This is a genomic window from Ruegeria sp. CH10 (genome assembly GCF_056537125.1).
Genome location: NZ_JBQFQY010000003.1, coordinates 244,214 through 269,125, shown reverse-complemented (window position 1 = coordinate 269,125; position 24,912 = coordinate 244,214). Strand labels below are relative to the sequence as shown.

Annotated in this window: 24 protein-coding genes; 10 read left to right on the top strand and 14 right to left on the bottom strand. The window is 60.6% G+C overall.

Annotated features, from left to right (window positions below):
• Window position 1: 1 nt before the first annotated feature.
• Genes fliP through fliF form a run of 4 tightly spaced genes read right to left on the bottom strand, consistent with a single transcriptional unit; the run spans window position 2 to window position 3,192 of the window.
• Complete coding sequence (fliP, locus tag ACRZ94_RS11500) at window positions 2-733, bottom strand: flagellar type III secretion system pore protein FliP (RefSeq protein WP_480797388.1); 732 nt, start codon at window positions 731-733, stop codon at window positions 2-4.
• The gene (locus tag ACRZ94_RS11495; protein WP_480653402.1) at window positions 733-1,014 is read right to left on the bottom strand and encodes a FliM/FliN family flagellar motor switch protein; all 282 of its coding nucleotides are present in this window, start codon (window positions 1,012-1,014) and stop codon (window positions 733-735) included. Before ACRZ94_RS11495 ends, fliP begins: the two co-directional genes overlap by 1 nt.
• Entirely contained in the window at window positions 1,007-1,603 is a 597-nt protein-coding gene (locus ACRZ94_RS11490; protein ID WP_480797387.1) for a FliH/SctL family protein, read from the bottom strand. Before ACRZ94_RS11490 ends, ACRZ94_RS11495 begins: the two co-directional genes overlap by 8 nt.
• Window positions 1,603-3,192: a flagellar basal-body MS-ring/collar protein FliF gene (gene fliF, locus ACRZ94_RS11485; RefSeq protein ID WP_480653397.1), complete on the bottom strand. Its 1,590-nt coding sequence runs from the start codon at window positions 3,190-3,192 to the stop codon at window positions 1,603-1,605. The genes ACRZ94_RS11490 and fliF overlap by 1 nt, the downstream gene beginning before the upstream one ends.
• A 119-nt stretch (window positions 3,193-3,311) precedes the next feature.
• Between fliF and ACRZ94_RS11480 the strand changes: the two genes are divergently transcribed.
• From ACRZ94_RS11480 to ACRZ94_RS11460, 5 genes are read left to right on the top strand one after another with little or no spacing between them, the layout of a single operon-like run.
• A complete protein-coding gene (locus ACRZ94_RS11480; protein WP_480797386.1) occupies window positions 3,312-3,809 on the top strand; it encodes a flagellar basal body-associated FliL family protein in 498 nt (165 codons plus the stop codon).
• A gap of 9 nt (window positions 3,810-3,818) precedes the next feature.
• Window positions 3,819-4,352 (top strand): hypothetical protein, encoded by a 534-nt coding sequence (locus ACRZ94_RS11475; RefSeq protein ID WP_480653393.1) that lies wholly within the window; start codon window positions 3,819-3,821, stop codon window positions 4,350-4,352.
• Window positions 4,349-4,924 (top strand): MotE family protein, encoded by a 576-nt coding sequence (locus tag ACRZ94_RS11470; protein ID WP_480653391.1) that lies wholly within the window; start codon window positions 4,349-4,351, stop codon window positions 4,922-4,924. Before ACRZ94_RS11475 ends, ACRZ94_RS11470 begins: the two co-directional genes overlap by 4 nt.
• A 37-nt stretch (window positions 4,925-4,961) precedes the next feature.
• Entirely contained in the window at window positions 4,962-5,831 is an 870-nt protein-coding gene (motA, locus tag ACRZ94_RS11465; RefSeq protein ID WP_480653389.1) for a flagellar motor stator protein MotA, read from the top strand.
• Window positions 5,828-7,972, top strand: coding sequence for a hypothetical protein (locus ACRZ94_RS11460; RefSeq protein ID WP_480653387.1), 2,145 nt, complete (start codon window positions 5,828-5,830; stop codon window positions 7,970-7,972). Before motA ends, ACRZ94_RS11460 begins: the two co-directional genes overlap by 4 nt.
• A 37-nt stretch (window positions 7,973-8,009) precedes the next feature.
• Here the strand turns inward: ACRZ94_RS11460 and ACRZ94_RS11455 are convergent, their stop codons facing one another.
• Window positions 8,010-9,353 (bottom strand): MmgE/PrpD family protein, encoded by a 1,344-nt coding sequence (locus ACRZ94_RS11455; RefSeq protein WP_480797385.1) that lies wholly within the window; start codon window positions 9,351-9,353, stop codon window positions 8,010-8,012.
• Window positions 9,353-11,791 (bottom strand): GcvT family protein, encoded by a 2,439-nt coding sequence (locus ACRZ94_RS11450; RefSeq protein WP_480653383.1) that lies wholly within the window; start codon window positions 11,789-11,791, stop codon window positions 9,353-9,355. Before ACRZ94_RS11450 ends, ACRZ94_RS11455 begins: the two co-directional genes overlap by 1 nt.
• A gap of 380 nt (window positions 11,792-12,171) precedes the next feature.
• Between ACRZ94_RS11450 and ACRZ94_RS11445 the strand changes: the two genes are divergently transcribed.
• On the top strand, window positions 12,172-12,501 hold the full coding sequence (locus ACRZ94_RS11445; RefSeq protein WP_480653381.1) for a hypothetical protein: 330 nt from the start codon (window positions 12,172-12,174) through the stop codon (window positions 12,499-12,501).
• A 7-nt stretch (window positions 12,502-12,508) separates the two neighbouring features.
• Here ACRZ94_RS11445 and ACRZ94_RS11440 read toward each other — a convergent pair whose 3' ends face one another.
• The gene (locus ACRZ94_RS11440) at window positions 12,509-13,015 is read right to left on the bottom strand and encodes a potassium channel family protein (protein ID WP_480653379.1); all 507 of its coding nucleotides are present in this window, start codon (window positions 13,013-13,015) and stop codon (window positions 12,509-12,511) included.
• A 64-nt stretch (window positions 13,016-13,079) separates the two neighbouring features.
• Window positions 13,080-13,985 (bottom strand): oxygen-dependent tRNA uridine(34) hydroxylase TrhO, encoded by a 906-nt coding sequence (gene trhO, locus ACRZ94_RS11435; protein ID WP_480797384.1) that lies wholly within the window; start codon window positions 13,983-13,985, stop codon window positions 13,080-13,082.
• A gap of 93 nt (window positions 13,986-14,078) precedes the next feature.
• Here trhO and pncA point away from each other — a divergent pair, with 93 nt between their 5' ends.
• On the top strand, window positions 14,079-14,672 hold the full coding sequence (gene pncA, locus ACRZ94_RS11430) for a bifunctional nicotinamidase/pyrazinamidase (RefSeq protein ID WP_480653376.1): 594 nt from the start codon (window positions 14,079-14,081) through the stop codon (window positions 14,670-14,672).
• Here pncA and ACRZ94_RS11425 read toward each other — a convergent pair.
• Window positions 14,669-15,202, bottom strand: a complete 534-nt coding sequence (locus ACRZ94_RS11425; RefSeq protein ID WP_480797383.1) for a hypothetical protein — start codon at window positions 15,200-15,202, stop codon at window positions 14,669-14,671. The two genes, pncA and ACRZ94_RS11425, sit on opposite strands and share 4 nt — an antisense overlap.
• A gap of 166 nt (window positions 15,203-15,368) precedes the next feature.
• On the opposite strand from ACRZ94_RS11425, the gene pncB reads away from it, so the two are divergent.
• The gene (gene pncB, locus ACRZ94_RS11420; RefSeq protein WP_480797382.1) at window positions 15,369-16,661 is read left to right on the top strand and encodes a nicotinate phosphoribosyltransferase; all 1,293 of its coding nucleotides are present in this window, start codon (window positions 15,369-15,371) and stop codon (window positions 16,659-16,661) included.
• A gap of 3 nt (window positions 16,662-16,664) precedes the next feature.
• On the opposite strand, the gene ACRZ94_RS11415 is transcribed toward pncB, so the two are convergent.
• From ACRZ94_RS11415 to ACRZ94_RS11395, 5 genes are read right to left on the bottom strand one after another with little or no spacing between them, the layout of a single operon-like run.
• A complete protein-coding gene (locus ACRZ94_RS11415; RefSeq protein WP_480797381.1) occupies window positions 16,665-18,116 on the bottom strand; it encodes an aldehyde dehydrogenase family protein in 1,452 nt (483 codons plus the stop codon).
• Between the two features lie 33 nt (window positions 18,117-18,149).
• The gene (locus tag ACRZ94_RS11410; protein WP_480797380.1) at window positions 18,150-19,748 is read right to left on the bottom strand and encodes an ABC transporter ATP-binding protein; all 1,599 of its coding nucleotides are present in this window, start codon (window positions 19,746-19,748) and stop codon (window positions 18,150-18,152) included.
• A complete protein-coding gene (locus ACRZ94_RS11405; RefSeq protein WP_480797379.1) occupies window positions 19,745-20,560 on the bottom strand; it encodes an ABC transporter permease in 816 nt (271 codons plus the stop codon). The genes ACRZ94_RS11410 and ACRZ94_RS11405 overlap by 4 nt, the downstream gene beginning before the upstream one ends.
• Window positions 20,557-21,504 carry an ABC transporter permease gene (locus tag ACRZ94_RS11400; protein ID WP_480797378.1) on the bottom strand — a complete coding sequence of 316 codons (948 nt, stop codon included), beginning with the start codon at window positions 21,502-21,504 and terminating at the stop codon, window positions 20,557-20,559. The genes ACRZ94_RS11405 and ACRZ94_RS11400 overlap by 4 nt, the downstream gene beginning before the upstream one ends.
• Before the next feature lie 49 nt (window positions 21,505-21,553).
• The gene (locus tag ACRZ94_RS11395; RefSeq protein WP_480797377.1) at window positions 21,554-23,041 is read right to left on the bottom strand and encodes an ABC transporter substrate-binding protein; all 1,488 of its coding nucleotides are present in this window, start codon (window positions 23,039-23,041) and stop codon (window positions 21,554-21,556) included.
• 171 nt (window positions 23,042-23,212) lie between these two features.
• Between ACRZ94_RS11395 and panB the strand changes: the two genes are divergently transcribed.
• Window positions 23,213-24,052, top strand: a complete 840-nt coding sequence (gene panB, locus ACRZ94_RS11390; protein ID WP_480653362.1) for a 3-methyl-2-oxobutanoate hydroxymethyltransferase — start codon at window positions 23,213-23,215, stop codon at window positions 24,050-24,052.
• Complete coding sequence (panC, locus tag ACRZ94_RS11385; RefSeq protein WP_480653360.1) at window positions 24,049-24,891, top strand: pantoate--beta-alanine ligase; 843 nt, start codon at window positions 24,049-24,051, stop codon at window positions 24,889-24,891. The genes panB and panC overlap by 4 nt, the downstream gene beginning before the upstream one ends.
• Window positions 24,892-24,912: the final 21 nt, after the last annotated feature.

The window sequence follows — 24,912 nt, the reverse complement described above, 5'->3', positions numbered from 1 at the left end:
GTCAATTCATATAGCTGCGCACCAAGGCGCCCGCGATCAGCGACCATCCGTCTGCGATGACAAAAAACGCCAGCTTGAACGGCAGCGAAACCGTTGCCGGAGGGACCATCATCATCCCCATCGACATGAGAACCGCCGCCACCACCAGATCGATGATCAGGAACGGCAGAAAGATCAGAAAACCGATCTGAAACGCGCGCGCGATCTCGGACAGCATGAAAGATGGCATCAGGATCGACAGCGGGGCCTCAGGCGTCAAATCAATCGCGTCACCGCCGGGGCGCAGCGCCGCCATCGAGTGAAACGTGTCCGGGTCCAGCCGCGCGGCCATAAAGGCGCGAAACGGTTGCAGGGCGATCTCAAGCGCGGGTTCCACCTCCATCGTTTCATCGACCATGGGTTTGATGCCGGTGATCCAAGCCTCGGTAAAGACCGGTTCCATGATGAAATAGGTCAGGAACATCGCCAGACTGACGATCAGCATATTGGGCGGAGATTGCTGCAACCCGATGCCCTGCCGCAAAATGGCCAGAACGGTAATCAGAAACGGGAAACAGGTGATCATGATCGCCAACCCCGGCGCCAGGCTGAGGACGGTAATCAACAGGATCAGCTGGATCGTGCGCGCCGAGATCGAGCCACCCTCACCCAGTGACAGCGACACGTCCTGCGCCGCAGCCAGAGATGGGGACAGCGTCACCAGCGCGACCACCAGCCAAAGCAAAACGCGCATCAACCGATCCCGTTCTGCAAATCCGCGATCTCGGTCAGGCGCACCGCAAGCTGGCCCGCCTGATCGCCCTCCATCTCTTCAAGCAGACCACGCGCGACCAGCTGGTCCCCGACATAGAGGTCAACCGGGTCCTCGATCCGTTTGTCCAGCGTCAGAACGGCGTTTTCGCCCATATTCAGCAGATCCCGGATCAAGGGGCGCGCGCGCCCGACCGAGACGGTGACCTCAATTGGCACAGCTTCAAACGGGTTGGCTTTTTCGGGTTTCTGAGCATCACTCATGGGTCACTGCCTCTTTTGCCTCAAATACATATGCGTCGAATGCCCCGGCGACCGAGGCGAGCAGGCCATTGCAATCCACCTCACGCTGAGATGTGCCCACCTGTAGCCGGGCTTGCCCGGGCTCTAACACGGGGTCCTCGATCACTCGGGTGGGGGTCGTCATCTCGGGTGGCAGCAACGCCTCAACCTCAGCCGCGCGGCCCTGGGGGACAAAGATCTGCATCGGCTGGCCGATCTGGTCCCGCGCCATGTCGGACAGCTGTTCGACCAAGCGGGCGGCAAAGCCCCGATCCAGCGTTTCGGGCAGGACCGCATTCACAAGGCTCTGGAACATCGGCTCCAGCGACAGGGTCATGCGCGCGGTGGCCTCGTGATAGGTAAAGGACATGTCCTCAAGCGATTTGGCCAACTCGGCCGAGACCTGCCCCCGGCTTTGCTCCTGCGCCTGCACCGCGTCCTCCCACCCTGCACTATAACCCTGTTCAAACGAGGCGAGGCGTTGTTCCTCCAACGCGTCCTCATCCAGCAGATGCAACTGACCGCCTCCGGCCTGCAGCGTGAAATCCTCAAGAAGATGAGCAATCGACATCAGACACGCTCCTCGCTTTCTTCAAGCCAGCTGCGCAGAATTTCCACGGTTTCTTCCTGCTTGTCGCCAATCATCGCGCGCAGCCGGTCGACCGGATCAGCGCCTTGCTGTGCGGCCAGCGCCGGAACGTCACCGCCCGCAGCCTGCCCGGGAAGCGGGGTGAATTGACCGTTCTCATCCGTGGCGATTTCGCCGGTCAGAACTGTGTCTGGCTCGGGCGCGGCCCCTGCAGGCAACAACGCAGGTGCCATCGCGGGCTTCGTCAGGATGGGTCGGATCACGAACAGACCCAAAATCAGAGACACAATCGCCAAGACCGCCATCTGGATCAGCGACATCGCGTCGAAATGCACTTTTTGCCAGATCGAGGACGCAGCCAGCGTGCCTTGCGGTTCAACCATCGGCAGGTCCAGAGATTTCAGGGTAATGACATCCCCACGCGCCTCATCAAACCCAACGGCCGAGGCGACCAGCTCGCGAAGCGCCTGCATCTCCCCCTCGGGCATGGGCTCAAAGACTTCCACGCCATTCGCGTCCACTACGGTGGTGCCGTTGACCAGAACCGCCACGGTCAGGCGTTTGATCGCACCCGGGGCATTGTGAACCTCAAGCTCGGTTTCCGAGACCTCATAATTCACCCGCTCGCGTGTTTGCGTCGCGTTCGAATTCGATTCGTCCCCTCCGGCCCCATCACCATCGGGCAGGTTCGAAGCCACGGTGACATCCGCCGACTGGTTGCGGGCACTGTCAGACCGCTCTTCAATATCGGTGCTGATCGCGACGCGGCCATTGGGATCAAAGCGGCGTTCGCGGATGGATTCGGTCTTGGTCACCGTATCCACGCTGACTTCGACCACCGCGTTGCCGGTCCCAACCCGCGCCTCAACCAGACGCATCACGCGCTCGCGCAGTTGGCGCGCCTTGTCATCGGCGGTATCTGCGGCCACGGCCGTCTCTTGCGCGCCGATCACGGCGCCGTTCGAATCAACGACCGTCACATTCTCCGGTGCCAGACCGCTGACGGCAGAAGACACCAAGAAGCGGATCGCCTTGGCCTGTTCCGCAGTGATCTGCCCTCCCGACGGCACCAGATAGACCGAGGCCGTCGGCGCGACGCTGCGCTGAAACGGGTTGGTCGATCCATTGGCAATATGCACCCGCGCCTGACTGACATGCGGGCTGCCGACGATGGTGCGGGCCAGTTCACCTTCTTTCGCGCGCCAATAGGCGGCGTCGAACATCTGCGAGGTGGTGCCGAAACCGCTGAGCGAATCCAGCAGCTCATACCCCTGATTGCCGTTCGCTGGCAGGCCCTCGCTGGCCAGGGTCATGCGCAGCTCATCCCGCTGCGCGCCCGGCACGTAGATTGAGCCGCCCCTGATCTCATAGGGAACGCCGCGTTGTTCCAGCGACCGGACGATATCCCCCGCCGCGCCACTTTCCAGCCCGGCATATAGCAAGGTCATCGACGGCGCCGTCACCAGACGCGACATCGCCAGAACCCCAAAAAATACCAGCACAACTGCACCGGCTACGATGATTTGTTTACGCCTGTCCAAACTTGCCCAGACAGTTCCGATCTGCTGCACGCTCACCTCCGACTCGCCGACATTCTGCCCGGCGCATCCCTTGTTTGAACGATTGCCCTTAACAATCGGTTAGTCCCTGCCGGGTTATGACGATTGCAGAACGGATGGATGAGGACGTCATGACTGACGCAACGGCGGAACAGGCAGAAAGCCCGGAAAAGTCTGGGAAAAAGGGATTGATCATCGGGGTGATTCTGGCCCTGGCCGGGGCTGGTGGCGGGTATTTCGCAACCACGTCCGGCATGCTGCCCATTGGCGGCAAGGCCACGGGCGAAGAGGTCAAGACAGAAGACAAGGGCAAGGACGTCAAGGCGTTGCCGCAGGTTGGTTTTATCGATCTGCCGCCGGTGATCGTGTCGGTGAATACGGGCGATTCGCGGCATCTGAAATTTCACGCTCAGCTTGAGGTGAACAGCGAATACGCCGCCGATGTCGAAAAGATGAAGCCGCGAATCATGGACATCCTGAACGGCTATCTGCGGGCGGTCGAAGTGTCGGATCTTGAGGATTCGCTGGCCCTGATGCGCATTCGCGGCCACCTGCTGCGGCGCATCGAAATTGTCGTCGGCGAGGGACGCGTGCGCGATGTCCTCGTGATGGAATTTGTAATGAACTAGGAGGCGAAATTGGAGCTTATTGCAGATATTTTGCTGGTCGCGGGCGCGCTGGGTGCGGGTCTTTATTGTTTCGTGCTGTCCCGGCGCCTTAAACGCTTTACCGATCTGGAAAAAGGCGTTGGCGGCGCAGTGGCGGTGCTGTCCAGCCAGGCGGATGAATTGAAGAAATCCCTGGATTCGGCGCGGGATGCCTCGGACCAGTCGGGCGCAGTTCTGAAAGAGCTGACCCAACGCGCCGAATCGGTTGCGCAGCGGCTTGAGCTGATGATGGCGTCGATGCACGACCTTGAAGCGCAGCAACAAAGCACACCTGAGCCGCAGCAGGAACAGGCATCTAAGACCGAAGTTTCGACTGAAGCCGAGACTGAGTCGGTTGAAGTCACCGCGGCTGAGGACAACACCGTCACAGCAGCGGACGACGCAGACGATACAAACGACTCAGTCGAACCGGAAAAAGAGACACCCGCTGAACCTCCGGCAAAGAAACCCGGCGGCGTGATGTTCTTCCGTCACAAACGTGCCCAGCCCGAGGTCGCGACATGACACGCAGGCAACGCGATAAACGTCCAAGGGGCGGCGTGCTGGCGGTCATTTCGATGCTGATGATCGGGTCCGCCGCGATTCGTCTGGGGCTGGAGGCGGGCCCTGCACTGGCCAAAACCGAAGAGTCTGACGCCCCCAAACCCCAGCAAACGCAATCGGACTTGCCCGGCGCTCAGGTTCTGCTGACCGAGTTGCTGCGCCGGGAAGAGGCGCTGAAACAGCGCGAGGCTGCGGCATTGGACAAAGAAAAGGCGCTGTCTATCGCAGAACAGGCGATCGAAACCCGCCTGGTTGCCCTGCAAGAGGCCGAAGAAGCACTGCGCTCCACGCTCGCCCTTGCCGAAAAGGCGGCCGAGACGGACCTGACGCGCCTGACGGATGTCTACCAAAGCATGAAACCCAAGGACGCGGCAGCGTTGTTTGAAACAATGGATCCCAGCTTTGCCGCTGGTTTCCTGTCGCGCATGCCCCCTGACGCAGCGGCGGGCGTTCTGGCGGGGCTGAGCCCCGAGGCCGCCTATACCATCAGTGTCATAATGGCGGGCCGCAACGCTGCGGCACCGCAGGAATAAGATTTAACCCCGCACAGGACTTTGCTGGAGACCTCCCATGATCGGAATACTCGGAATTGTCGTCATTTTCGCCATGGTGTTCGGCGGCTATCTGGCTGCCGGCGGCAAGATGACCATCATCATGAAATCCCTTCCGTTTGAGATGATGATGATCGGCGGTGCCGCCGTTGGGGCCTTTATGATCAGCAACGACATGAGCGCGGTCAAACACACACTCAAAGACATGGGCAAAGTGTTCAAAGGCCCGAAATGGAAGCCCGAGGATTACCGCGACCTGCTGTGCCTGCTGTTTTCACTGATCCGCATCGCCAAGGCCAACCCGGTTGAGGTTGAACAGCATATCGAAGACCCCGAGGGCTCTGCCCTGTTTTCGGCCTACCCCAGGATTCAAGCCGACAAAGAAGCTGTGGACCTGATCTGTGACACGATGCGTTCCGCCTCAATGAACTATGACGACCCGCATCAGGTCGAAGAGGTGCTGGAAAAGCGGATGGAGGCCAATTTCCACCACGCCATGCATTCCAGCCACGCGCTGCAAACCGTTGCCGATGGCCTGCCCGCCCTGGGCATCGTGGCCGCTGTTCTGGGTGTGATCAAAACGATGGGCTCAATCGACCAACCGCCTGAGGTGTTGGGCAAGCTGATCGGTGGCGCGCTGGTGGGGACGTTTTTGGGCGTGTTCCTGGCCTATGGTCTTGTCGGCCCGTTCGCAGGCAAATTGAAGGCCGTGGTGGAAGAAGACAACCATTTCTACCAGCTGATCAAAGAGGTGCTGGTTGCCAATCTGCACAACCACAACGCCGCCTTGTGTATCGAGGTCGGACGTCAGAATACCCCAACGCACAATCGCCCCGGCTTTACCGAGCTGGAAGAGGCGCTGAAAGAACTCAAACAGGCGGCGGCATGACCCGGTTTGCATGTCTCTCGGCTGCGCTGATGGTGGCAGCCACTGGCGCGGCGGCACAGGATCTGACCGTGCGTTCGGGCGAACATGACGGCTATACGCGACTGGTTGTTCAGGTCCCACGCGACACAGATTGGGTTCTGAAACAGACCAAAAACGGCGCCCGTCTGAACATCGCGCTTGAGGATGCGACGTTCCGGACCGGGGCCGTCTTTCAACGCCTGACCGAGGACCGATTGGCCAGTGTCTCACAAACGGAACCCGGTGCCGCGCTTGAGATGGAGTTTGGCTGCGAATGTGTCGCCTCGGCCTTTTTGTTCAAGAACACGATGATCGTGGTCGACATTGCTCCGGGCACTTTCTTACCGCCGATCACCAGCGATATTCCCGGCCTGACCCTTCCCAAAGCGCCACAACAGGATGAGAGGCCAAAGCCGGATCAGGAAATTGCCGCTCTGGAATTGCCCTTGCTGAACCTGAACGCGCACGGGTTTGAAAACCAATTGTCCTCACGCCTGCTGCAAGGGGCCGACCGCGGGATCGTTGATCTGAATATCGCGCAAGTCGGCCCGCGCGCCTCGACCGGGAACCAGAGCCTGTTCATACCGCCTGATGTTGAGCTGAATGTTCAGGTCACCTCGATCCTGGACGATCTGAACGGGCTGTTGGGGCCGGATGTACCGCAACTGGAACGCCGCCCCCCCTGTGTGTCTACCGCCGAACTGGGTTTTGAGGACTGGTCGGGCGACCTTGCCTTTGCGGAACAGGCCGCACATTTGCGCGCAGGGCTCTACCAGGAATTTGACGTCATCGACGAAGACGCCGCCCTGCGATTGGCCAAGCTTTACGCTCATTCCGGGTTCGGGGCCGAGGCGGTCAAAGCGCTGGACCTGTTGGGTCAGCGCACCCCCGAGACCGAGCGAATTGCTGCAATCGCCCGCGTTCTGGATAGTGGCCCATTAAGTGAGTCCAATCCATTCACGGGCCTGCAACGCTGTGACAGCGACGCATCCCTGTGGGCCACGCTGACCGAAGGCCATTTGCAAGCGGATGCCAATCTGGTCGCGATAGAGCAAGCTTTTGCACGCCTGCCCGAGCATTTGCGGCGTCATGTTGGCCCCATGCTGTCGGACATTCTGGTCGACGGTGAAGAGGTAGAGGCCGCCCGGCGCGTTTTGCGGTCTGTGGATCGTGTGGAAACGCAAACCAGCGCCGATACGGTTCAGGCCAAGGCAAAGGTCGCAACGGCCGAGGACGACGCCCCCAAGGCCGAGGCTTTGCTGACCGAAGCGATCGAAACCTCGGACGCAACGCTTGAGGCCCCGCTGGCATTGGCACAACTGGTCGACACGCGCTGGCGCGAGCGGGGGGCCGTGTCACCGCAGGAACTGGACCTTGCGGAATCCTATACGGTCGAATTTCGCCGCTCGGACATCGGCCTTCAGATGCAGCAGACGCAAGCAGTTGCCCTGAGCCTGGGTCAGGAATTCGACGCGGCGCTGGACCTTGTCACTGAACTGCCGACAGAGGCGGCGGCCGACCCGTTGAACCGCGTGATCTGGATACTGACCGAGCGTGCGGATGATGCGACGTTTCTGCGCCGCACGTTGATCCTGTCTCAGGATCAGGTGGAACAGCTTACGCTGGACGCCGCCATCGCTGTTGCCCACCGGTTGGCAGGACTTGGATTTTCGCGGCAAGCGCAGGCTCTGGCCAAGCGACCTCAGGACAGTTTGAAACGGGGCGAACGGGCGCGATTGCGGGCCAAGGCAGCCTTGTCGGCGCAGCGACCGCATCAGGCCATGCTGGAGCTTGGCGATGACCCGTCGCCCGAGGCGGAGACATTGCGGGCAACCGCGCTTGAGGCCGCCGGAGAGTTCGCTGCGGCGGGTGAACTGCAACTGGCTGCGGGCAATCGGGATGGGGCCAACCGCCTGTTCTGGTTGGCCGATCTGCCCGAGAACACCGTTCTGCAAGAGGGCGAGACATTCAGCGAGGTCTCTGACACCACGCAAAACCTGCTGACCCAGCCCCCTCAGCTGCCCGAGACGCCATTGGCCGAAGCAGCGACATTGCTGGTGGAGAGTGCGGAGACGCGGGATAGGATTACGGGGCTGCTCTCAATCCTCGACGTCAATGAATAAGACTCTAATAAAGGTATAATACGGTACATGTCGTCCGTCAGGGTTCAAAAATCAGCGGTGAAAGGTCGGCAAACCGGGATTTCGGGCTCTCCCAATTCAGGATGGCATCCCGTATCGCATCGGCTCGGGCCTGCCCCAGGATCGGGGCTGCGAAATCGTTGAATTTTGTGAACACCTCATCTTGGGTGAATGGCGCTTCGGGGCCGCCTCGGGCGTGGATGTCCCCCGATTGCAGAACTGTTCCGTCCACGGTTGTGATGCTGACATCAGCCCAGCGACCCCGCGGAAAGCGGGCGGTGTGGCGGTCTACTTCGGCCACCTCGATCCGAGTGATAAACTCTGCCACGCGCGGATCGGACAGGCCCGGCCCAGAGATATGTTCGACCCCGATCCGCCCGTAAAGCGCCTGAACCGCCACCGCAAAAGGCAGCGAATATTGCGCTTGCGAGGTCGTGTCAGGCATTCCTGCAAACAGGCACGCGGCCTCGTGAAAGCTGTTGATGCGAATTTGCCGGATCTGGTCGATGGACAGATCATGTTCCATCATCACCGCACGCACCGCGTCAATCGCCGCATGCGCCCATCGGCAGATCGGATAGGGTTTTACATATTGGTGTTCCACCTGCCAGAACTGGCCCAGATCGTCCCAATGGGGGGCGGCGGCCTCTGCCTCGATCGTGATGGCAGGCGCGCCGGTGAAGCCACGCTCGGCCAGAATGGCGGATGAAAGGCCAACCATCGCGCCCCAGCCTGACCCGTCATGCAGCATCGTGGGGTTGGCAATCTCGCGCATCATCTGGCTGCGGGGGCCGTGATATTCGGCAATGCCCATCGCCTGCCGCAGCTGATCCGGGGAAAAACCCCGCAACCGCGCCGCCATGGCCGCAACGCCCAGCGCGTTCCATGCGCCCGAAGTGTGATACTCACTGACCGAAGCGTGCAGAGACAACCCGGCCCGACCCGCGATCTCATACCCTGTCACAACCGCCGCCAATGCCTGAGGGCCCGTCAGGTCAGGGTGATGCGCGGCAAGCGCCACCAACGCGGGCAAAACCACAACACCGATGTGACCTTTGGTCGGGTTATACCCGTCATGCCCGTCCAGATTGTCGGTTTGGGTCGCCGCCGCATAAGCCGCCCCCGCCATGCTGACGGAACGGCCATCGAACATCATGCGCGCGCTATAGGCCGGGTCGGAACTGGCAAAAAGCAAGGCTGCGGTGTCGCGCGCGATCACCCCGGCCTCCATCGGGCCAGAGGCGATCAGGATACCCATCGTATCCAGCATCATCAGGGCAGCAGCCTTTTTGGCACTGTCCGGCATATCATCGGCAGACCGGTGCAAGGTGAAATCCGCCACGCGTGTGAAACTGTCGGTCATCAGGTCGCCTCTAGCGCAGGACGGATATCGCGCAAACGGTGGCCTTCGGGATCAAAGGGGGGCTTGTGCAGGATTGTCGCGCGATGCGGTTTGCCGAGGATAAAGATCTCTACGTCATCCCCCGGCCCAGCCACATTCGGGTCGGCATAGCCAAGAGTCAGCGATTTACCGACCGAATAGCCATAAGCGCCCGAGGTCACGCGCCCGACGGGTTTGCCATCGGGTGTAAAGATCGGTTCACCACCCGAGGCATCGGCCTGATCCGCATCGACTTCGAAGATCGACAGAACTTCGCGCGCCGGGTTGTCCTTGATGGCAAGATAGGCGTCCTTGTGCAGGAAATCCTTGTCCAGCTTGATCAGACCTGCCAGCCCGACCTCTTGCGGCCAGTATTCCTGAGAATACTCGCGGCCCCACGAGCCATACCCTTTTTCGATGCGCAACGACCCGAGAGCCCGTCCCCCGACCGGGCCGCCATTCAGTGCGGTCGCAGCGTCCAAAAGCGCTGTGTAGAGCCTGATTTGGTCTTCTTCGGCGCAGTGCAACTCCCACCCCAGATCGCCGGTAAAGCTGACGCGGATGGCAAGGCAGGTTACACCGGCAACATCGATCGTACGGGATCGCATAAAGCGGAAGCTTTCATTCGACAGGTCTGCATTGGTCAGGCGTTGCAACAGGTCGCGCGATTTCGGGCCGGCCACATTAAAGCCTGCAATGCGATTGGTCGCGACCTCGAACGTCGTGTCCTTGGGCAGATCGACCATATTGAAAAAGCGCTGATGATACCGCTCGGCCATGCCCGAGCCGATCATCATGTATTCATCCTCGGCCACCATGGTGATGGTGAAATCCCCGGCCACCCCACCCCGGACCGAGATCAGCGGGGTCAGACAGGACCGCCCGACCTCGGACGGCACCCGGTTGGCAACCAGACGATCCAGCCATGCCTGCGCGCCCGGCCCCTTGATCACGTAATTTGCAAAGTTCGAGATATCGATGACACCGACGTGCTCTCGCAGCATCTTCACTTCGCGGCCCACGGGCTCCCACCAGTTTTGGCGCGTGAAGCCGTTGGTTTCGACCGTGCCGGGCTGGTCGGCGAACCACAGCGGATGCTCCCACCCGCAGTTCAGGCCAAAGACGCAGCCCATGTCTTTTTGCATCTGATAGGCCGGGCGCAGGCGGGCCGGGCGGCCTGCGCTGCGTTCTTCGTTCGGGAAATGGATGGCAAAACGGTGGGTATAGGCATCCTCGACCCGCGCCTTGGTGAATGACTTGTCGGCCCAATCGCCGAACCGCGCCAGATCCCAGGCGAACATGTCGTATTGCGGCTCACCCTCGATCATCCATTGCGCCGACAGCAGCCCAAGCCCGCCGGATTGCGAAAAGCCGGGGATGATTCCGTTGCAGCAGAAATAGTTCCGAAGCTCGGGCACAGGCCCCCAGATCGCGTTGGAATCCGGCGACCAGATCATCGGCCCGTTGATCACCCGCTTAACCCCGGCGGTCGCGGCCACCGGCACTCGTTCCGTGGCGCGGATGACGTTCTCCATGATGCGGTCCAGATCGTCGGGGAACAGATCATGGGCGAAATCCAGCGGCGTGCCGTTTTCGGCCCAAAAGCGCATGTCTTTCTCATAGGCCCCGATGAGCAACCCGTTGCCTTCCTGCCGAAAGTAATACTCGCCATCCCGATCCGCGATGGACGGCAGGCGGCGGCCCAGGGCGGCAACCTCGTCAATCGCTTCGGTGACGAAATATTGGTGCTCGGTCGGTTGCAGGGGCAATTCGATCCCGGCCATCGCCGCCACTTCGCGTCCCCAAAGACCGCCTGCGTTCACCACCCATTGCGTGTGGATGTCACCCTTTTCCGTGCGCACGATCCACGACCCGTCTGGCTGCTGTTCAGTCCCTATTACAGGGCAAAACCGCTCTATCGTGGCCCCCATCGCCCGCGCACCGGCGGCATAGGCATGGGTTACGCCCGAGGGGTCCACATTACCGCCATCGGGTTCGAACATGATGCACCTGACGTCATCGAACTGCGCCAGCGGATGCAGCTCCATCGCCTGTGCGCGGCTGACCTCATAAAACTTCAGACCATAGAACCGCGCCTTGGCCTCTTGCAGGCGCAGCTGGTGTTCACGATCTTCGGTCTGCGCCAGATACAGTGAGCCGGACTGGAACACGCCGCAGCCCTGCCCGGTTTCTTTCTCCAGCTCTTTGTACAGGTTCATCGTATAGTGCTGGATGCGCGTGATGTTGTTATTGTCGTGCAGCCCGTGAATATTGGCCGCCGCATGCCAGGTGGAGCCCGAGGTCAGCTCATCCCGTTCCAGCAGGATCACATCGGTCCAGCCGAGCTTGGCCAGATGGTAAAGGATCGAGCATCCGACCAACCCTCCTCCGATCACGACGGCCTGAGCGTGGGTTTTCATGGCGGAACCTCCTGCGTGGAAACTGGGCGCTTGTTGGAAAGTCAGCCACAGGAGCGGTGCGGCTTATGCTCTGTTCCCGACGCAAAATGTCGGTAATGGCGATCAAAGCGGCGGAAACAAGCCCGGCATCGGCGGAACATCGCCTTTGTCACCCGCGCGCGCGATGTCGTGAGCGCCTGTGTATTGAAATAAGACTCGCCGATTCTTTGATTAGTTAAAGAAGCACGAAAATACGTGCCGATTTGGTCGAAAACGACGGGACAGGCTGGTTTGAAACGCGGTGAAAACTGCGTGGATCAGCGGAAATCTTGATAAAGTTCCTAAAATGTTCTATATTTGTTCCAGGCGGATGTCAAAGGTGGAACGGAGGTATTCGAGCTATGACCAATGCTGCCCGTCAAAGCTGGTACGACGCACCCAGCAACGATTATCACATGCTGCCTGTCACCGACCGGCAGATGCGCTATGCCCGTGCAATCGCCGAGAAGTCCGCCCTGGAAATCCCGGTTGAAGCGCAGCGCGACCGCAAGGCTTTGTCGAACTGGATTTCTGCCAACAAACCAGTCGACCCGTCCCCCTTTGCCAACTATCCCACCGGCAAACAGGTGGCCTTTGCCGAGCGTATTTCACGCAGCAAGCGCCGTCCGATCCCGGCCGAGTGTTTTCGCGACAAGCAGATGATGTCGCGCTGGATCGATCACAACAAATAGAACCTGATCAGGGTCTGTTCTCGTGGTTATGGGAATAAAGCGATACTGCTGCGGCCACGAACATCCCCAGCAGGATATAGCCTGTTACCGCTTCGGACACTGCCAACCCCCGGCACAGCCCGGTTGGGGACATGTCGCCATATCCAACTGTGGTGAAGGTGACATATGAAAAATACAGGATGTCACCCGGCCCACGTGCACCAATGACGCAATTGTCAGTATAGCCAAACGCGCCATAAACGGCCGCGAACAGGAAGGGGACGACCTGAATAAAGGACACTCCCATCAAAAACAGCAGGCGGCGTGGTGATTTTACCTGAGTCAGGTAGAACCAGGATTGCGACACGATCCACAGCAACAGCCCGACGGACGCAAACGTGCCCAGCGTATCGCCTGCGGTTGCTTCGCTCAGGCGGGACAGGCCGAACCAGGCCAAAAAGCTGGCCACAACCATGCCCCCCGCCGCCAGCAGGGTCGATTTCCATTCGGCCAGAGTTGTGGGCTTGCGGGACATTGCGCCTCCGATCAGTTCAATTGCCTTGGATCATCCGGGTTTGGGCCGGACGCCGCAACCGGATTCAATCCGCGCCCAGATGCTCTTGCCCGCGTTGAAGGGCCAGGCCGATCTGTTTCTGACGTTCGCGAAAGCGGGCCTTATCCGCCTCAGAGGTCTCATCAATACACTGGTGACAGCACACGCCATGTTCATATTCAGGGCGTTTCATATCCTCGGGCAGAATGGGGCGACGGCAGCCGTGGCACAGGTTATGCGGCCCTTCGACCAGCCCGTGACCAACCGAGACGCGGTTGTCGAACACGAAACACTCACCCTGCCAGGTGCTGTCCTCGGCCGGCATTTCTTCGAGATAGCGCAGAATGCCGCCTTTCAGGTGATACACATCCTCAACCCCCTGCCCCAGCAGGAAGTTGGTGGATTTCTCGCACCGGATACCGCCCGTGCAGAACATGGCGACGCGCTTGTTGTGAAAGCGGTCCTTGTTATCCTCCCACCATGCGGGGAATTCGCGGAAACTGGCGGTTTCAGGGTCTATTGCGCCCTCAAACGTGCCAATCGCCACCTCGTAATCGTTGCGCGTGTCGATCACCACCACGTCGTCCGAGCGGATCAGGTCGTTCCAATCCTCGGGCTCAACATAGTTGCCAACACGGGCGCGCGGATCGACATCCGGCTGACCCATAGTGACGATCTCTTTCTTCAGGCGCACCTTCATTTTGCCAAAGGGCGGATGGTCAGCGGTGGCCTCTTTCCAGTCCAGATCCGCACATCCCGGCAGCGCTTTGATATGCGACAGCACCGCATCGATCCCGGCGCGCGGGCCTGCGATGGTGCCATTGATCCCCTCTTGCGCCAGCAACAGGGTGCCTTTGACCGATTGCGCGCGGCAGAGGTCCAACAGGGGCTCACGCAGGGCGGCGTGATCAGCGAAACGGGTGAAGTGATAGAGAGCAGCGATCGTATACATGCGCGCGGTCTAGCCCCACGCGCGCAGAGTCGCAAGGGATCGGATTGACGCCCCCGGCGCACCCGCTTACCGATACAGCAAAAGGAGACAGCGATGACCCATGCCCTGATCGTAATCGACGTCCAGAACGATTTCTGCCCCGGTGGCGCATTGGCCGTGCCCGAAGGGGATCAGATCGTGGCCCTGATCAATGCCATGATGGACGATTTTGACGCCGTGATCCTGACCCAGGACTGGCACCCGGCGGGGCATTCCTCATTCGCCAGTTCGCACGCCGGAAAAAACCCCTATGATATGACGGACATGCCCTATGGCCCGCAGGTCTTGTGGCCCGATCACTGTGTTCAGGGTACGCAAGGGGCTGCGTTTCATCCCGATCTTCGCACCGATGCCGATCTGATCATACGCAAAGGGTTTCGGTCTGCGATCGACAGCTATTCCGCATTTTTCGAAAACGATCAATCGACCCCGACCGGGCTTGAGGGCTATTTGAAAACGCGCGGCATTGACCGGCTGACGATGGTCGGATTGGCCACGGATTTCTGTGTTCACTTCTCGGCTGTGGATGCCGCCCGGCTTGGGTTTGACGTGACTGTGCGGCTGGATGCCTGCCGGGCCATCGATCTGAACGGATCGCTTGCTGCGGCCGAGCAGGCAATGCGGGCGGTCGGTGCGCGCCTAGCCTAAGGCGCTGCCCCTTCGGATGCCAGATATCTGAGGACCACAATCACCAAAACGGCAAGCCCAAGTGCCACGCCTATACGGCCTTGAATCGAACGCCGCTTGGGCTTTTGCGCCTCGGTCGGTTCCGGCTTGGGCTTCCAGTCCTGTACGGCGCGCGTCATGCCCGGTCGCGGACGTGCGCGCTTTACGTCATCCAGAAACTGCCAAAAATCGAAATCCCCGCAATTTTCCCCCTGAACACCCATATTGCGGATATTGGCGAACAGACGCTTCAGAATGCGTTCGCGGTCAGGGCCGTCTTCGGGCAGGTAATAGCCATGCGGTAGACCGTTGCCCCGGCATTCCAGGCTAAAGCCGGATTCCTCAAAAATACGCCGAATCTTAGGGGACGCGCTGTGCAGCGCCTCGACCGTTTGGGCACTGCGAAAGGATGCGCGAACGGCACGGTTCCCGGTCACGGCGGCCACGCCATGTTCAGGATCCACTTCATCCGGTGCAATCGCTACAATATCAAAGTCGTACTCGAAACCCATTCACCGACTAAACCTTGTTCTTCCGTCCCTTCCTTTTCACTAATAAATGAAAGGATCACACAATATGCTCGATTTGTGACCTCACCTTGTCATTGTCTACGATCCGGCGACTCTTGCCAATCCTTTCGCCTATTGATCTAACGAAAGAAATCGCTGGAGTTCACTCATGGTCGATATTGCGACGCGTGTGTACAATCACAAATGGAAAATTGACCCGATTGTGCGGTCTTTGATCGACACAGATTTCTACAAACTGCTGATGTGCCAGTCAGTGTTTCGAAATAAGCCCCAAACGAATGTGGTTTTTTCGCTGATCAACCGGTCGAATCACATCCCTCTCGCCAATTTGATCGACGAAGGCGAGCTGCGTGAACAGCTTGATCACATCCGGTCTCTGGGTCTCAGCCGGGGGGAAAGCACCTGGCTACGGGGCAATACGTTCTACGGCAAGCGGCAGATGTTCCGATCCGATTTCATGGAGTGGTTCGAGAATATGCGCCTGCCGCCCTATCATCTGGAGCGCAAGGGCGATCAGTATGAGCTGACGTTTGAGGGCAAATGGCACGAGGTCATGCTGTGGGAAATCCCCGCGCTTGCGGTGCTGATGGAACTGCGCTCGCGCGCCGTGCTGAACGACATGCGCCGGTTCGAGCTGCAAGTGCTTTATGCCCGCGCCATGACCCGTGTTTGGGAAAAGATCGAACAGCTGCGCCAGATCGACGGACTGGGCATCGCCGATTTCGGCACCCGCCGCCGGCATTCGTTCCTGTGGCAGGATTGGTGCGTACAGGCGATGATCGAAGGGCTGGGCCCCGCGTTTTCCGGCACGTCCAACTGCCTGATCGCCATGCGGCGCGAGGTTGAGGCGATTGGCACCAACGCGCATGAGCTGCCCATGGTCTATTCTGCGCTGGCCGACACGGATGAGGCTTTAGCCCGCGCGCCCTATGACGTTCTGAGCGATTGGCATGATGAGCATGAGGGCAATCTGCGCATCATCCTGCCCGACACTTATGGAACCCAGGGTTTTCTGGACCGTGCGCCGGATTGGCTGGCGGGTTGGACCGGCATCCGCATCGACAGCGGCGATCCCGCCGCCGGGGCCGAAACCGCGATCAAGTGGTGGAAATCGCGCGGCGAGGACCCAAAGCAGAAACGCGTGATCTTTTCCGATGGGCTGGACGTTGAGAAAATTCGCGAATTGCAGACCCAGTTCGCCGGGCGGACCAAAGTGTCCTTTGGCTGGGGCACATTGCTGACCAACGACTTCCGCGGTCTGGTCCCCGATGACGCGCTGGCGCCGTTCTCACTGGTGTGCAAGGCGGTCTCGGCCAATGGGCGCCCGACCGTCAAATTGTCGGACAACCCGGAAAAGGCGATGGGCCCGCAGGAGGAAATCGCACGCTACAAACGTGTTTTTGGCGTGGGGGCGCAAGAGGCGATTGAGGTGATCGTTTAGACCCTAACCATGGTGATTTGCAACGGTTTTGAGCTGCGAGAACCCGTACAGCGCCTCGAACCCCTTTTCGCGGCCATGGCCTGATTTGCCGACCCCGCCAAAGGGCAGCTCAACCCCGCCCCCGGCCCCGTAATTGTTGACAAAGACCTGACCCGCGCGCAGGTGTTTGGCCAGCCGCATCTGCCGCGCGCCGTCGCGGGTCCAGACACTGGCGACAAGGCCATAGTCGGTGCCGTTGGCGATCTGCACCGCTTCTTCCTCGGTCTCAAACGGGATCAACACCTGAACGGGGCCGAAAACCTCATCCTGCGCGAGGCTGTGATCCGGCGGCACATCGGTAAACAAAGTGGGCTGGACATAGGCCCCTAAGGCAGGCGCACCCTCAACGATCCGCCCCTGCCCCGCGATGGTCAGGTCTGCGCCTTTGGCCAAAAACCCCTCAACAATCTGCTTTTGACGGGCCGAGATCAGCGGCCCCACGCGCAAATCCTGCGCCGCCGGGCCAACGGTCAGATCGGCATAAGCGGCTGCCATGCGCTGTTTGACCTGGCTATACACCCCGCGCTGCACCAGAATACGGGACGAGGCCGAACAGGTCTGACCTGCGTTCTGAACTCCTGCATTGACCAGAAATGGCAGTGCAGAATCCAGATCGGCGTCATCAAAGACAAGCTGTGGGGATTTCCCGCCCAGTTCCAGCGTCACCGGCACCACATTGCGCCCCGCCGCCTGTTGCACCAAAGCGCCGGTCGCGACCGATCCGGTGAACGAGATATGATGCACGCCCGGATGCCCGGACAGCGCCGCCCCAGCCTCGGCCCCGATGCCGGGCACCACGTTCAACGCGCCAGCGGGCAGCCCCGCCTGTTGAGCCAGATGGGCAAAGGCCAGCGCGGTCAAACACGCCTCTTCGGCCGGTTTCAGCACACAGGCATTGCCCATCGCCAACGCCGCCCCGACCGAGCGTCCGATGATCTGCATCGGGTAGTTCCACGGCACGATATGGCCCGTCACCCCGTGCGGCTCACGCAGGGTGTATACTGTGTAGCCATCCAGATAAGGGATCGTCTGGCCCGTCACCTTATCCGCCGCACCGCCGTAGAATTCGCAATATCGCGCCAAGGCCACCGCATCGGCACGGGCTTGCGTCAGCGGTTTGCCCACATCCATCGCTTCTAGCGCGGCCAGATCGTCGACGTGATCCAGCACCAACTGCCCCAGCCGGGTCAGGATGCGGCCCCGTTCCAACGCTGTTTTGCGACCCCAACCGCCGTCCAGCGCGGCCTGCGCAGCGCCAACCGCCGCGTCGATATCCGCACCATCCCCACGCGCAATGCGGCAAATCTCGGACCCGTCGGATGGGTTGATCAACGGCAGATCAGCGCCCGAGGCTGGGGCGACCCATTCGCCCCCGATCAAACAAAGGGTGGGATTGAACCAGAGGGGATTGGACATTGGGGCCTCCATATAGGCTCTAAATTGGACTTTTCAGGCCACTTGGCTGCCGATTTCCGGCAAGGTCGGCGCGGCTTCGATCAGGGTTTTTGTGTAGGCATGTTGCGGGTTGGAAAAGACCTGCTCGGTCGCGCCCTGTTCGACGATCCGGCCCGCCTGCATGACCATCACCCGGTCGGTGATCGTGCGCACGACGCTCAGATCGTGGCTGATGAACAGATAGGTCAGATCATAGGCCGCACACAGGTCCGCCAGCAGGTCCAGAATTTGCGCACGGACCGAGACATCCAGGGCCGAGACCGCCTCATCAAACAAGATCAGTTCCGGCCGGATGATCAGGGCGCGGGCGATGGCAATGCGCTGCCGCTGCCCGCCCGAGAATTCGTGGATGTATTTGCCCGCATCATCGGGACTGAGGCCCACGGCGGTCAGCATCTCGGCAATCCGGTCCTGCCGTTCTGACCCGGCGGGCGGCGTGTCCAGCAGATGAAACGGCTCGGTAATCAGCCGCGCGACTTTGTGGCGGGGGTTAAAGCTGCCATAGGGGTCCTGAAACACCACCTGCATCTTGCGACGCACCGCCGGGTTCGGCTTGTGGCCGGTAAAGACAGGCTCACCCTCTAGGCGAATGTCACCGCCCTGCACCTCTTCCAACCCCAAAATAGCCCGTGTTAGGGTCGATTTTCCGCAACCGGATTCTCCGACCAGCCCCAGACGCTCACCACGATTGAGCGTAAAGCTGACGTGATCCACGGCGCGGTGCAGGCCCGGCTTGTCGAACAAGCGTTTGCGCGGCAGGCGGTAGTCCCGGACGACCTGTGTGACCTCCAACAGCGGAACCTCAGCCGCCGTATCCGGCAACGCCACCTGATGGCCCGACGCCTCAAACAGCATCCGTGTGTAGGGGTGCCGCATGTTGCGCAAAAGGTCGGTTGTGGCACCACTTTCCACAACCTCTCCGTGCCGCATGACCACAATCCGGTCGGCCATATCGGCCACAACCGCCAGATCATGGGTGATCATCAGCAGACCCATACCGTATTCGCGCACCAACCCTTTGAGCAGCTCAAGAATTTGCGCCTGCGTTGTCACGTCCAGGGCGGTTGTCGGCTCATCCGCGATCAGCAGCTTAGGACGCAGGGCGATGGCCATGGCGATAATGACGCGCTGGCGTTGTCCGCCCGACAGCTCATGCGGGCAGCGGGTCAAGGGGAAGCGATCAGGCGGCAGACCCACCCGAGCAAGCACCTCTGCCGCGCGGGCGTGGGCCTGTGCTGGCGGCATGGCTTTGTGGATCAGGATCGTTTCCGTGACCTGATCCCCGATGGTTTTCACCGGGTTCAGGGCGGTCATCGGTTCCTGAAACACCATCCCGACCTCGGCCCCGCGCAGAGCGCACATGTCAGACTCAGAGGTGTTCAGCAGGTCGCGCCCTTCCAATCGGATTGTACCGCGCTGGTCGGCCCCGATCGGCAGCAATTGCATCACCGCCAAGGCGGTCATCGATTTTCCCGAACCGCTTTCCCCCGTCACCGCCACGATCTGGCCGGGGTCGATGGACAGGCTGACCTGTTTCAATATCTCAGCCCCGTGAATGGACAGCGAGAGGGTGTCGATCTGCAACAGGGTCATGCGCGCGCCACCCTTATCCGAGGGTCCAGCCAGTCGCGCAGCCCATCGCCCAGCAGGTTCAGCCCCAGTACGGTGATGATGATCGCCAACCCCGGAATCAGAGCCAAATGCGGGGCAAAACTGACCATTGTCTGCGCATCGGCCAGCATACGGCCCCAGCTGGGCGTGGGGGGCTGCGCGCCAAGGCCGACATAAGACAGACCCGCCTCGGCAAGAATACCAAGGCTGAACTGAATGGTCCCCTGCACGATCAACAGGTTCGCCACGTTGGGCAGAATATGCTCAACCGAAATCCGCGCTGCCCCTTTGCCCGAGACACGGGCGGCGAGGATGAATTCACGCTCCCACAAGGACAGGGCGGCCCCTCGGGTGATGCGGGCAAAGACGGGGATGTTGAAGATGCCGATGGCGATGATGGCGTTTATCGCCCCCGCACCGAATACGGCGGTGATCAGGATTGCAATGACCAGCGACGGGAAGGCAAAGACCAGATCATTGCCGCGCATGATCACCTCATCCAGCCACGAGCCCTTGCGCGCCGCTGCTGTCAGGCCCAGCGGCACGCCCAGTGCCATACCGATCCCAACGGCCACCAACGCCACCGCAATCGACGTGCGCGCGCCCACCATGATCATCGAGAACATGTCACGGCCGAAATGGTCCGTCCCGAACCAGTGCTGCGCATTCGGAGGTTTCAGCTTGTTGGGAATGTCCAAAGCCGCGTAGTCATAGGGCGTCCAGACAAAGCTCAGCAACGCTGCCAGCAGAACCAGCGAAGACAGAACCGCGCCAAGGATCAGGTTTCGGCTCATGTCCGGCCTCTTAACCTTGGGTCCACGGCGGCATAGGCCAGATCAACCAGGAAATTCACGGTGATCACGGCAAAGACCAGCAGCATCACCACCGACTCCACCACGATCAGATCACGCGCGGAAATGGCCTGAAACACCAAGCGCCCAAGGCCGGGCAGGTAAAAGACCTGTTCGATAATAATCGACCCGGCCAGAAGAAAGGAAAACTGCAGGCCGATGATGGTCAGCACCGGGATCAGCGCATTGCGCACCCCGTGCCGCCACAGCGCCTGACGGCGCGACAGACCTTTGGCGCGGGCGGTGCGCATGAAATCCTCGCCCAGAATATCCAGCAGAGAGGATCGCATGACCCGCGCCAGAATCGCCGCCTGCGGCAGGGCCAGCGCAATGGCAGGCAGGGTCAGGGAATGCAGACCGGTCCAGATGCCCTGCTCCCATCCCGCGAACCCCCCGGCGTTGAACCAGCGCAGGTTGATGGCAAAGATCAGAACCAGCATCATCGCAAACCAGAAATTCGGCACGGCGATGCCCAACTGCGTCGCCCCCATCACCGTTAGATCACCCGGTTTACCGCGGCGCGCGGCGGCATAGATGCCCGCAGGAAACGCGATCAGCGTCGACAGCGTCAGCGCATAAAGCGCCAGCGGCAACGACACCCACATCCGGTCCGCGATCATCTGCGACACCGGTGTCCGATAGGTGTAAGAGGTGCCGAAATCCCCCATCAACATCCCACTGACCCAGTTGAAATACCGCTGGGCTTTGGACACGTCCAACCCAAGTTCGGCCCGCAGCGCGGCCAGCGTGTCCTCTTGTGCGTTCACCCCCAGCATAAAGGACGCGGGATCGCCCGGCGCCACCTCGATCACCGCGAAGATGACGACCGAGGCGACAGCCAGGCTGATCATCAATGAGATCAGGCGTTTGAGGGTATAGCGCACCATCAGGCCACGTTAGGCCCGGTGGTGCTACGCGTCCAGAAGGATTGCCGGTTTACTCGGACCAGCTGATCTGGGTCAGGTCGATTGCGGCGGTGGGCGCGTTCTCCCACAGGCCCTGAACACCCGCCTTGGCAACGCCCAGTTTGGCCAGCTGGAACAGGTAGCCATTCACATAATCACTTGCGATCAGCCGCTGCATGTCGCCCATCAGCCTTTTCCGCTCATCCGGGTCAGTGGTTGCGGTCAGCGTTTCCATCAGGGTCTGGGCATCAACGCTGTCATACTGGAAATAATAATCCGGCCGCGCATAGATGCCGATATCCATCGGCTCGGTATGGCTGACGATGGTCAGGCCGTAATCCTTGCCCTTGAACACCGATTCCAGCCATTGCGCCCATTCCACGTTGATAATCTCGGCCTCGATGCCGACCTCGGCCAATTGGGCGGCGATGATCTCACCGCCGCGGCGCGCATAAGAGGGGGGCGGCAGGTGCAGAGTTGTCTTCAACCCGTCCGCATATCCCGCATCTGCCAGCAGCTTGGCCGCCTTTTCCGGGTCATGGGCCGAATTGCCGGTCAGATCGACATAGGCCGGGTTATGTGGCGCGAAATGCGTGCCGATCGGGGTGCCGTAACCGAACATCGCCCCGTCGATGATGGCCTGCCGGTCGATGGCATGGGCCAGAGCTTGCCGAACGCGGATATCGTCGAACGGGGCCTGCTTGTTGTTGGTGGACAGGATCGTTTCACCCTCGGTCGAGCCAACCAGCACCTGAAAACGCGGATCGGCCTCGAACTGCGGCAGGTTTTCCGGGGCGGGGAAATTGTCGAACACATCCACATCCTCGGCCATCATGGCGGCAAAGGCGGCGGTCGGGTCCGAGATGAATTTGAACGTCGCCGTCTCCAGGCTGGGCTGTTCGCCCCAGTAATTCGGATTGCGGTTCAGCGTGATGCTGTCGCCCTGCACCCAGTTGCCAAAGGTATAGGCCCCGGTGCCCACGGGGTTGGTCTTGATATCGTCGATACTGTCTGACGACACGATCACCGCATCGCCCCAGGCCATGTTGAACAGAAAATTCCCGTTGGGTTCGGACAACGTGACCTTGACCGTCAGCGGATCGACAACCTCAGTGCTTTCAATCCCGGCAAACAGCGCCTTTTGCGCATTGGCGCTGTCTTCGGCAGTGGCGCGGTCCAGGCTGAACTTGACGTCCTCGGCATCCATCACGGTGCCGTCATGAAAGGTCACGCCATCGCGCAGCTTGAAGGTATAGGTTTTGCCGTCTTCCGAAATCTCCCAGCTTTCGGCCAGCCCCGGCACGACCGAGCCGTCGCCCATGAACCGCGTCAGCCCTTCGAAAATGTTGGTATAGACCACGGAATCAATTGCCTGCGCCGCAGCACTTGTGGGGTCCAGATGCGGCGGTTCCAGCTGCATGGCGATGGTGATGTCCGACTTGGCCCAGGCCCCGCTGGCAAGAACACTGACGCCCAATGCAAGGGCGGATGCGAAACCTCTTAGCATCTGCTTGGTCATAATAATCTCCCCACGTTTCAATCTGTGAACCCGCTGTTTTGCGGGCTTTTCCGGGGGGAGTGTCCCTTTAAACCTTGGGTCAATCAAGGGAATGTTCGCGCAACCGGGGTTTCTATAACCCTGCCCGGTCTGCTATGCCGCGCTGCAACATGGACCCCGCAAGGAGCGAGCATGAGCGCCACCGCCCGCAAAAAAGCCCCGAATGCCGAGGATATTCGCGCCCGCAAAGGCGGTACGCCGCTGGTCTCGCTGACCGCCTATACCACGCCGATGGCACGGCTGATGGATGCGCATTGCGACTTTGTTCTGGTGGGTGACAGTGTCGGAATGGTGCTGCACGGGCTGGAATCGACGCTGGGCGTGACGATGGAGATGATGGTGATGCACGGCCAGGCCGTCGCACGCGGTCTGGAGCGCGCCATGATGGTCATCGACATGCCCTTTGGCAGCTATGAGCACTCGCCTGCGGACGCGTTCCGCAATGCCGCCCGCCTGATGGCCGAGACCGGCGCAGGGGCTGTCAAGCTGGAAGGCGGGGTTGAGATGGCCGAGACCATCCGCTTTCTGGTCAAGCGCGGCATTCCGGTGATGGCGCATATCGGCCTGACGCCGCAATCGATCAACACGCTGGGCGGCTACAAGGTGCAGGGTCGCGACGAACAGGCACAGGCCGTTCTGGCCGATGCCCGCGCCGTGGCCGGGGCCGGTGCCTTTTCCGTGGTGCTTGAGAAGGTGCCCCAAGGTTTGGCTGACCGGATCACGGCCGAGGTTGCGATTCCCACCATTGGCATTGGGGCCTCAGCCGGGTGTGACGGGCAAATCCTTGTGGTCGACGACATGGTGGGCTTTTTCACTGCCTTCAAACCGAAATTCGTCAAACGCTATGCCGAGCTAGGCCCACAGGCCGAAGCCGCCATCGCCGAATACGCAGCCGAAGTGCGCAGCCGCGCCTTTCCAGCCGACGAACACGTCTTTGCCGATCAATCCCCCAGCAAAGGGTCCAACACATGACCGCCCCCATCCTGCGCCGCCTGTCCGATCTGCGCGCGCTGACCACCGAATGGCACCGCAAGGGCGAGGTCATCGGCGTCGTCCCCACCATGGGCGCGCTGCATCAGGGGCATCTGTCTTTGGTTCAGGCCGCCAAGGCGGGCACGGATCGGGTCATCGTCACGATCTTTGTGAACCCCAAACAGTTCAACAACCCCGAAGATCTGGCCAAATACCCCCGCACCGAAAATGAGGATGCGCAGAAACTGGCCCCCTACGGCGTTGATGCGATCTATGTACCGGACCCCGATGAAATCTATCCGCAGGGCTTTGCCACCACCGTATCCGTCGCCGGTCTGACCAATGTGATGGAGGGCGAATTCCGCCCCGGCCACTTCGACGGGGTTGCAACTGTGGTTGCAAAGCTGTTCCTGCAGACACAAGCGGACAGGGCCTATTTCGGGGAAAAAGACTATCAACAGCTGATGGTCGTCCGCCGCATGGCCCGCGATCTGGATATCCCGATCAAGGTGATCGGCTGCCCCACGGTGCGCGAAGCCTCGGGTCTGGCGATGTCCTCGCGCAACCTGCGCCTGTCGCCCGAGGGGCTGGAGGTTGCGGCCCATAAGCACCGGATCATGACCGATCTGGCCGCCGCTTTGAAAGATGGCGCAGCCTTTGACGGTTTGTCCGCGCAGGCCCAGACCGACCTTCTGGCGGCCGGGTTCACGCAGGTCGAATACATCCAGCTGCGCTGCGCTGAAACGCTGGACCCTTTGACCCATGCGGATCGTCCCGCGCGGCTGTTCGCGGCGGCCTGGGCGGATGGGGTTCGGTTGATCGACAATATTCCCGTCTGAACGCACTGGCCCCCGCGCCAT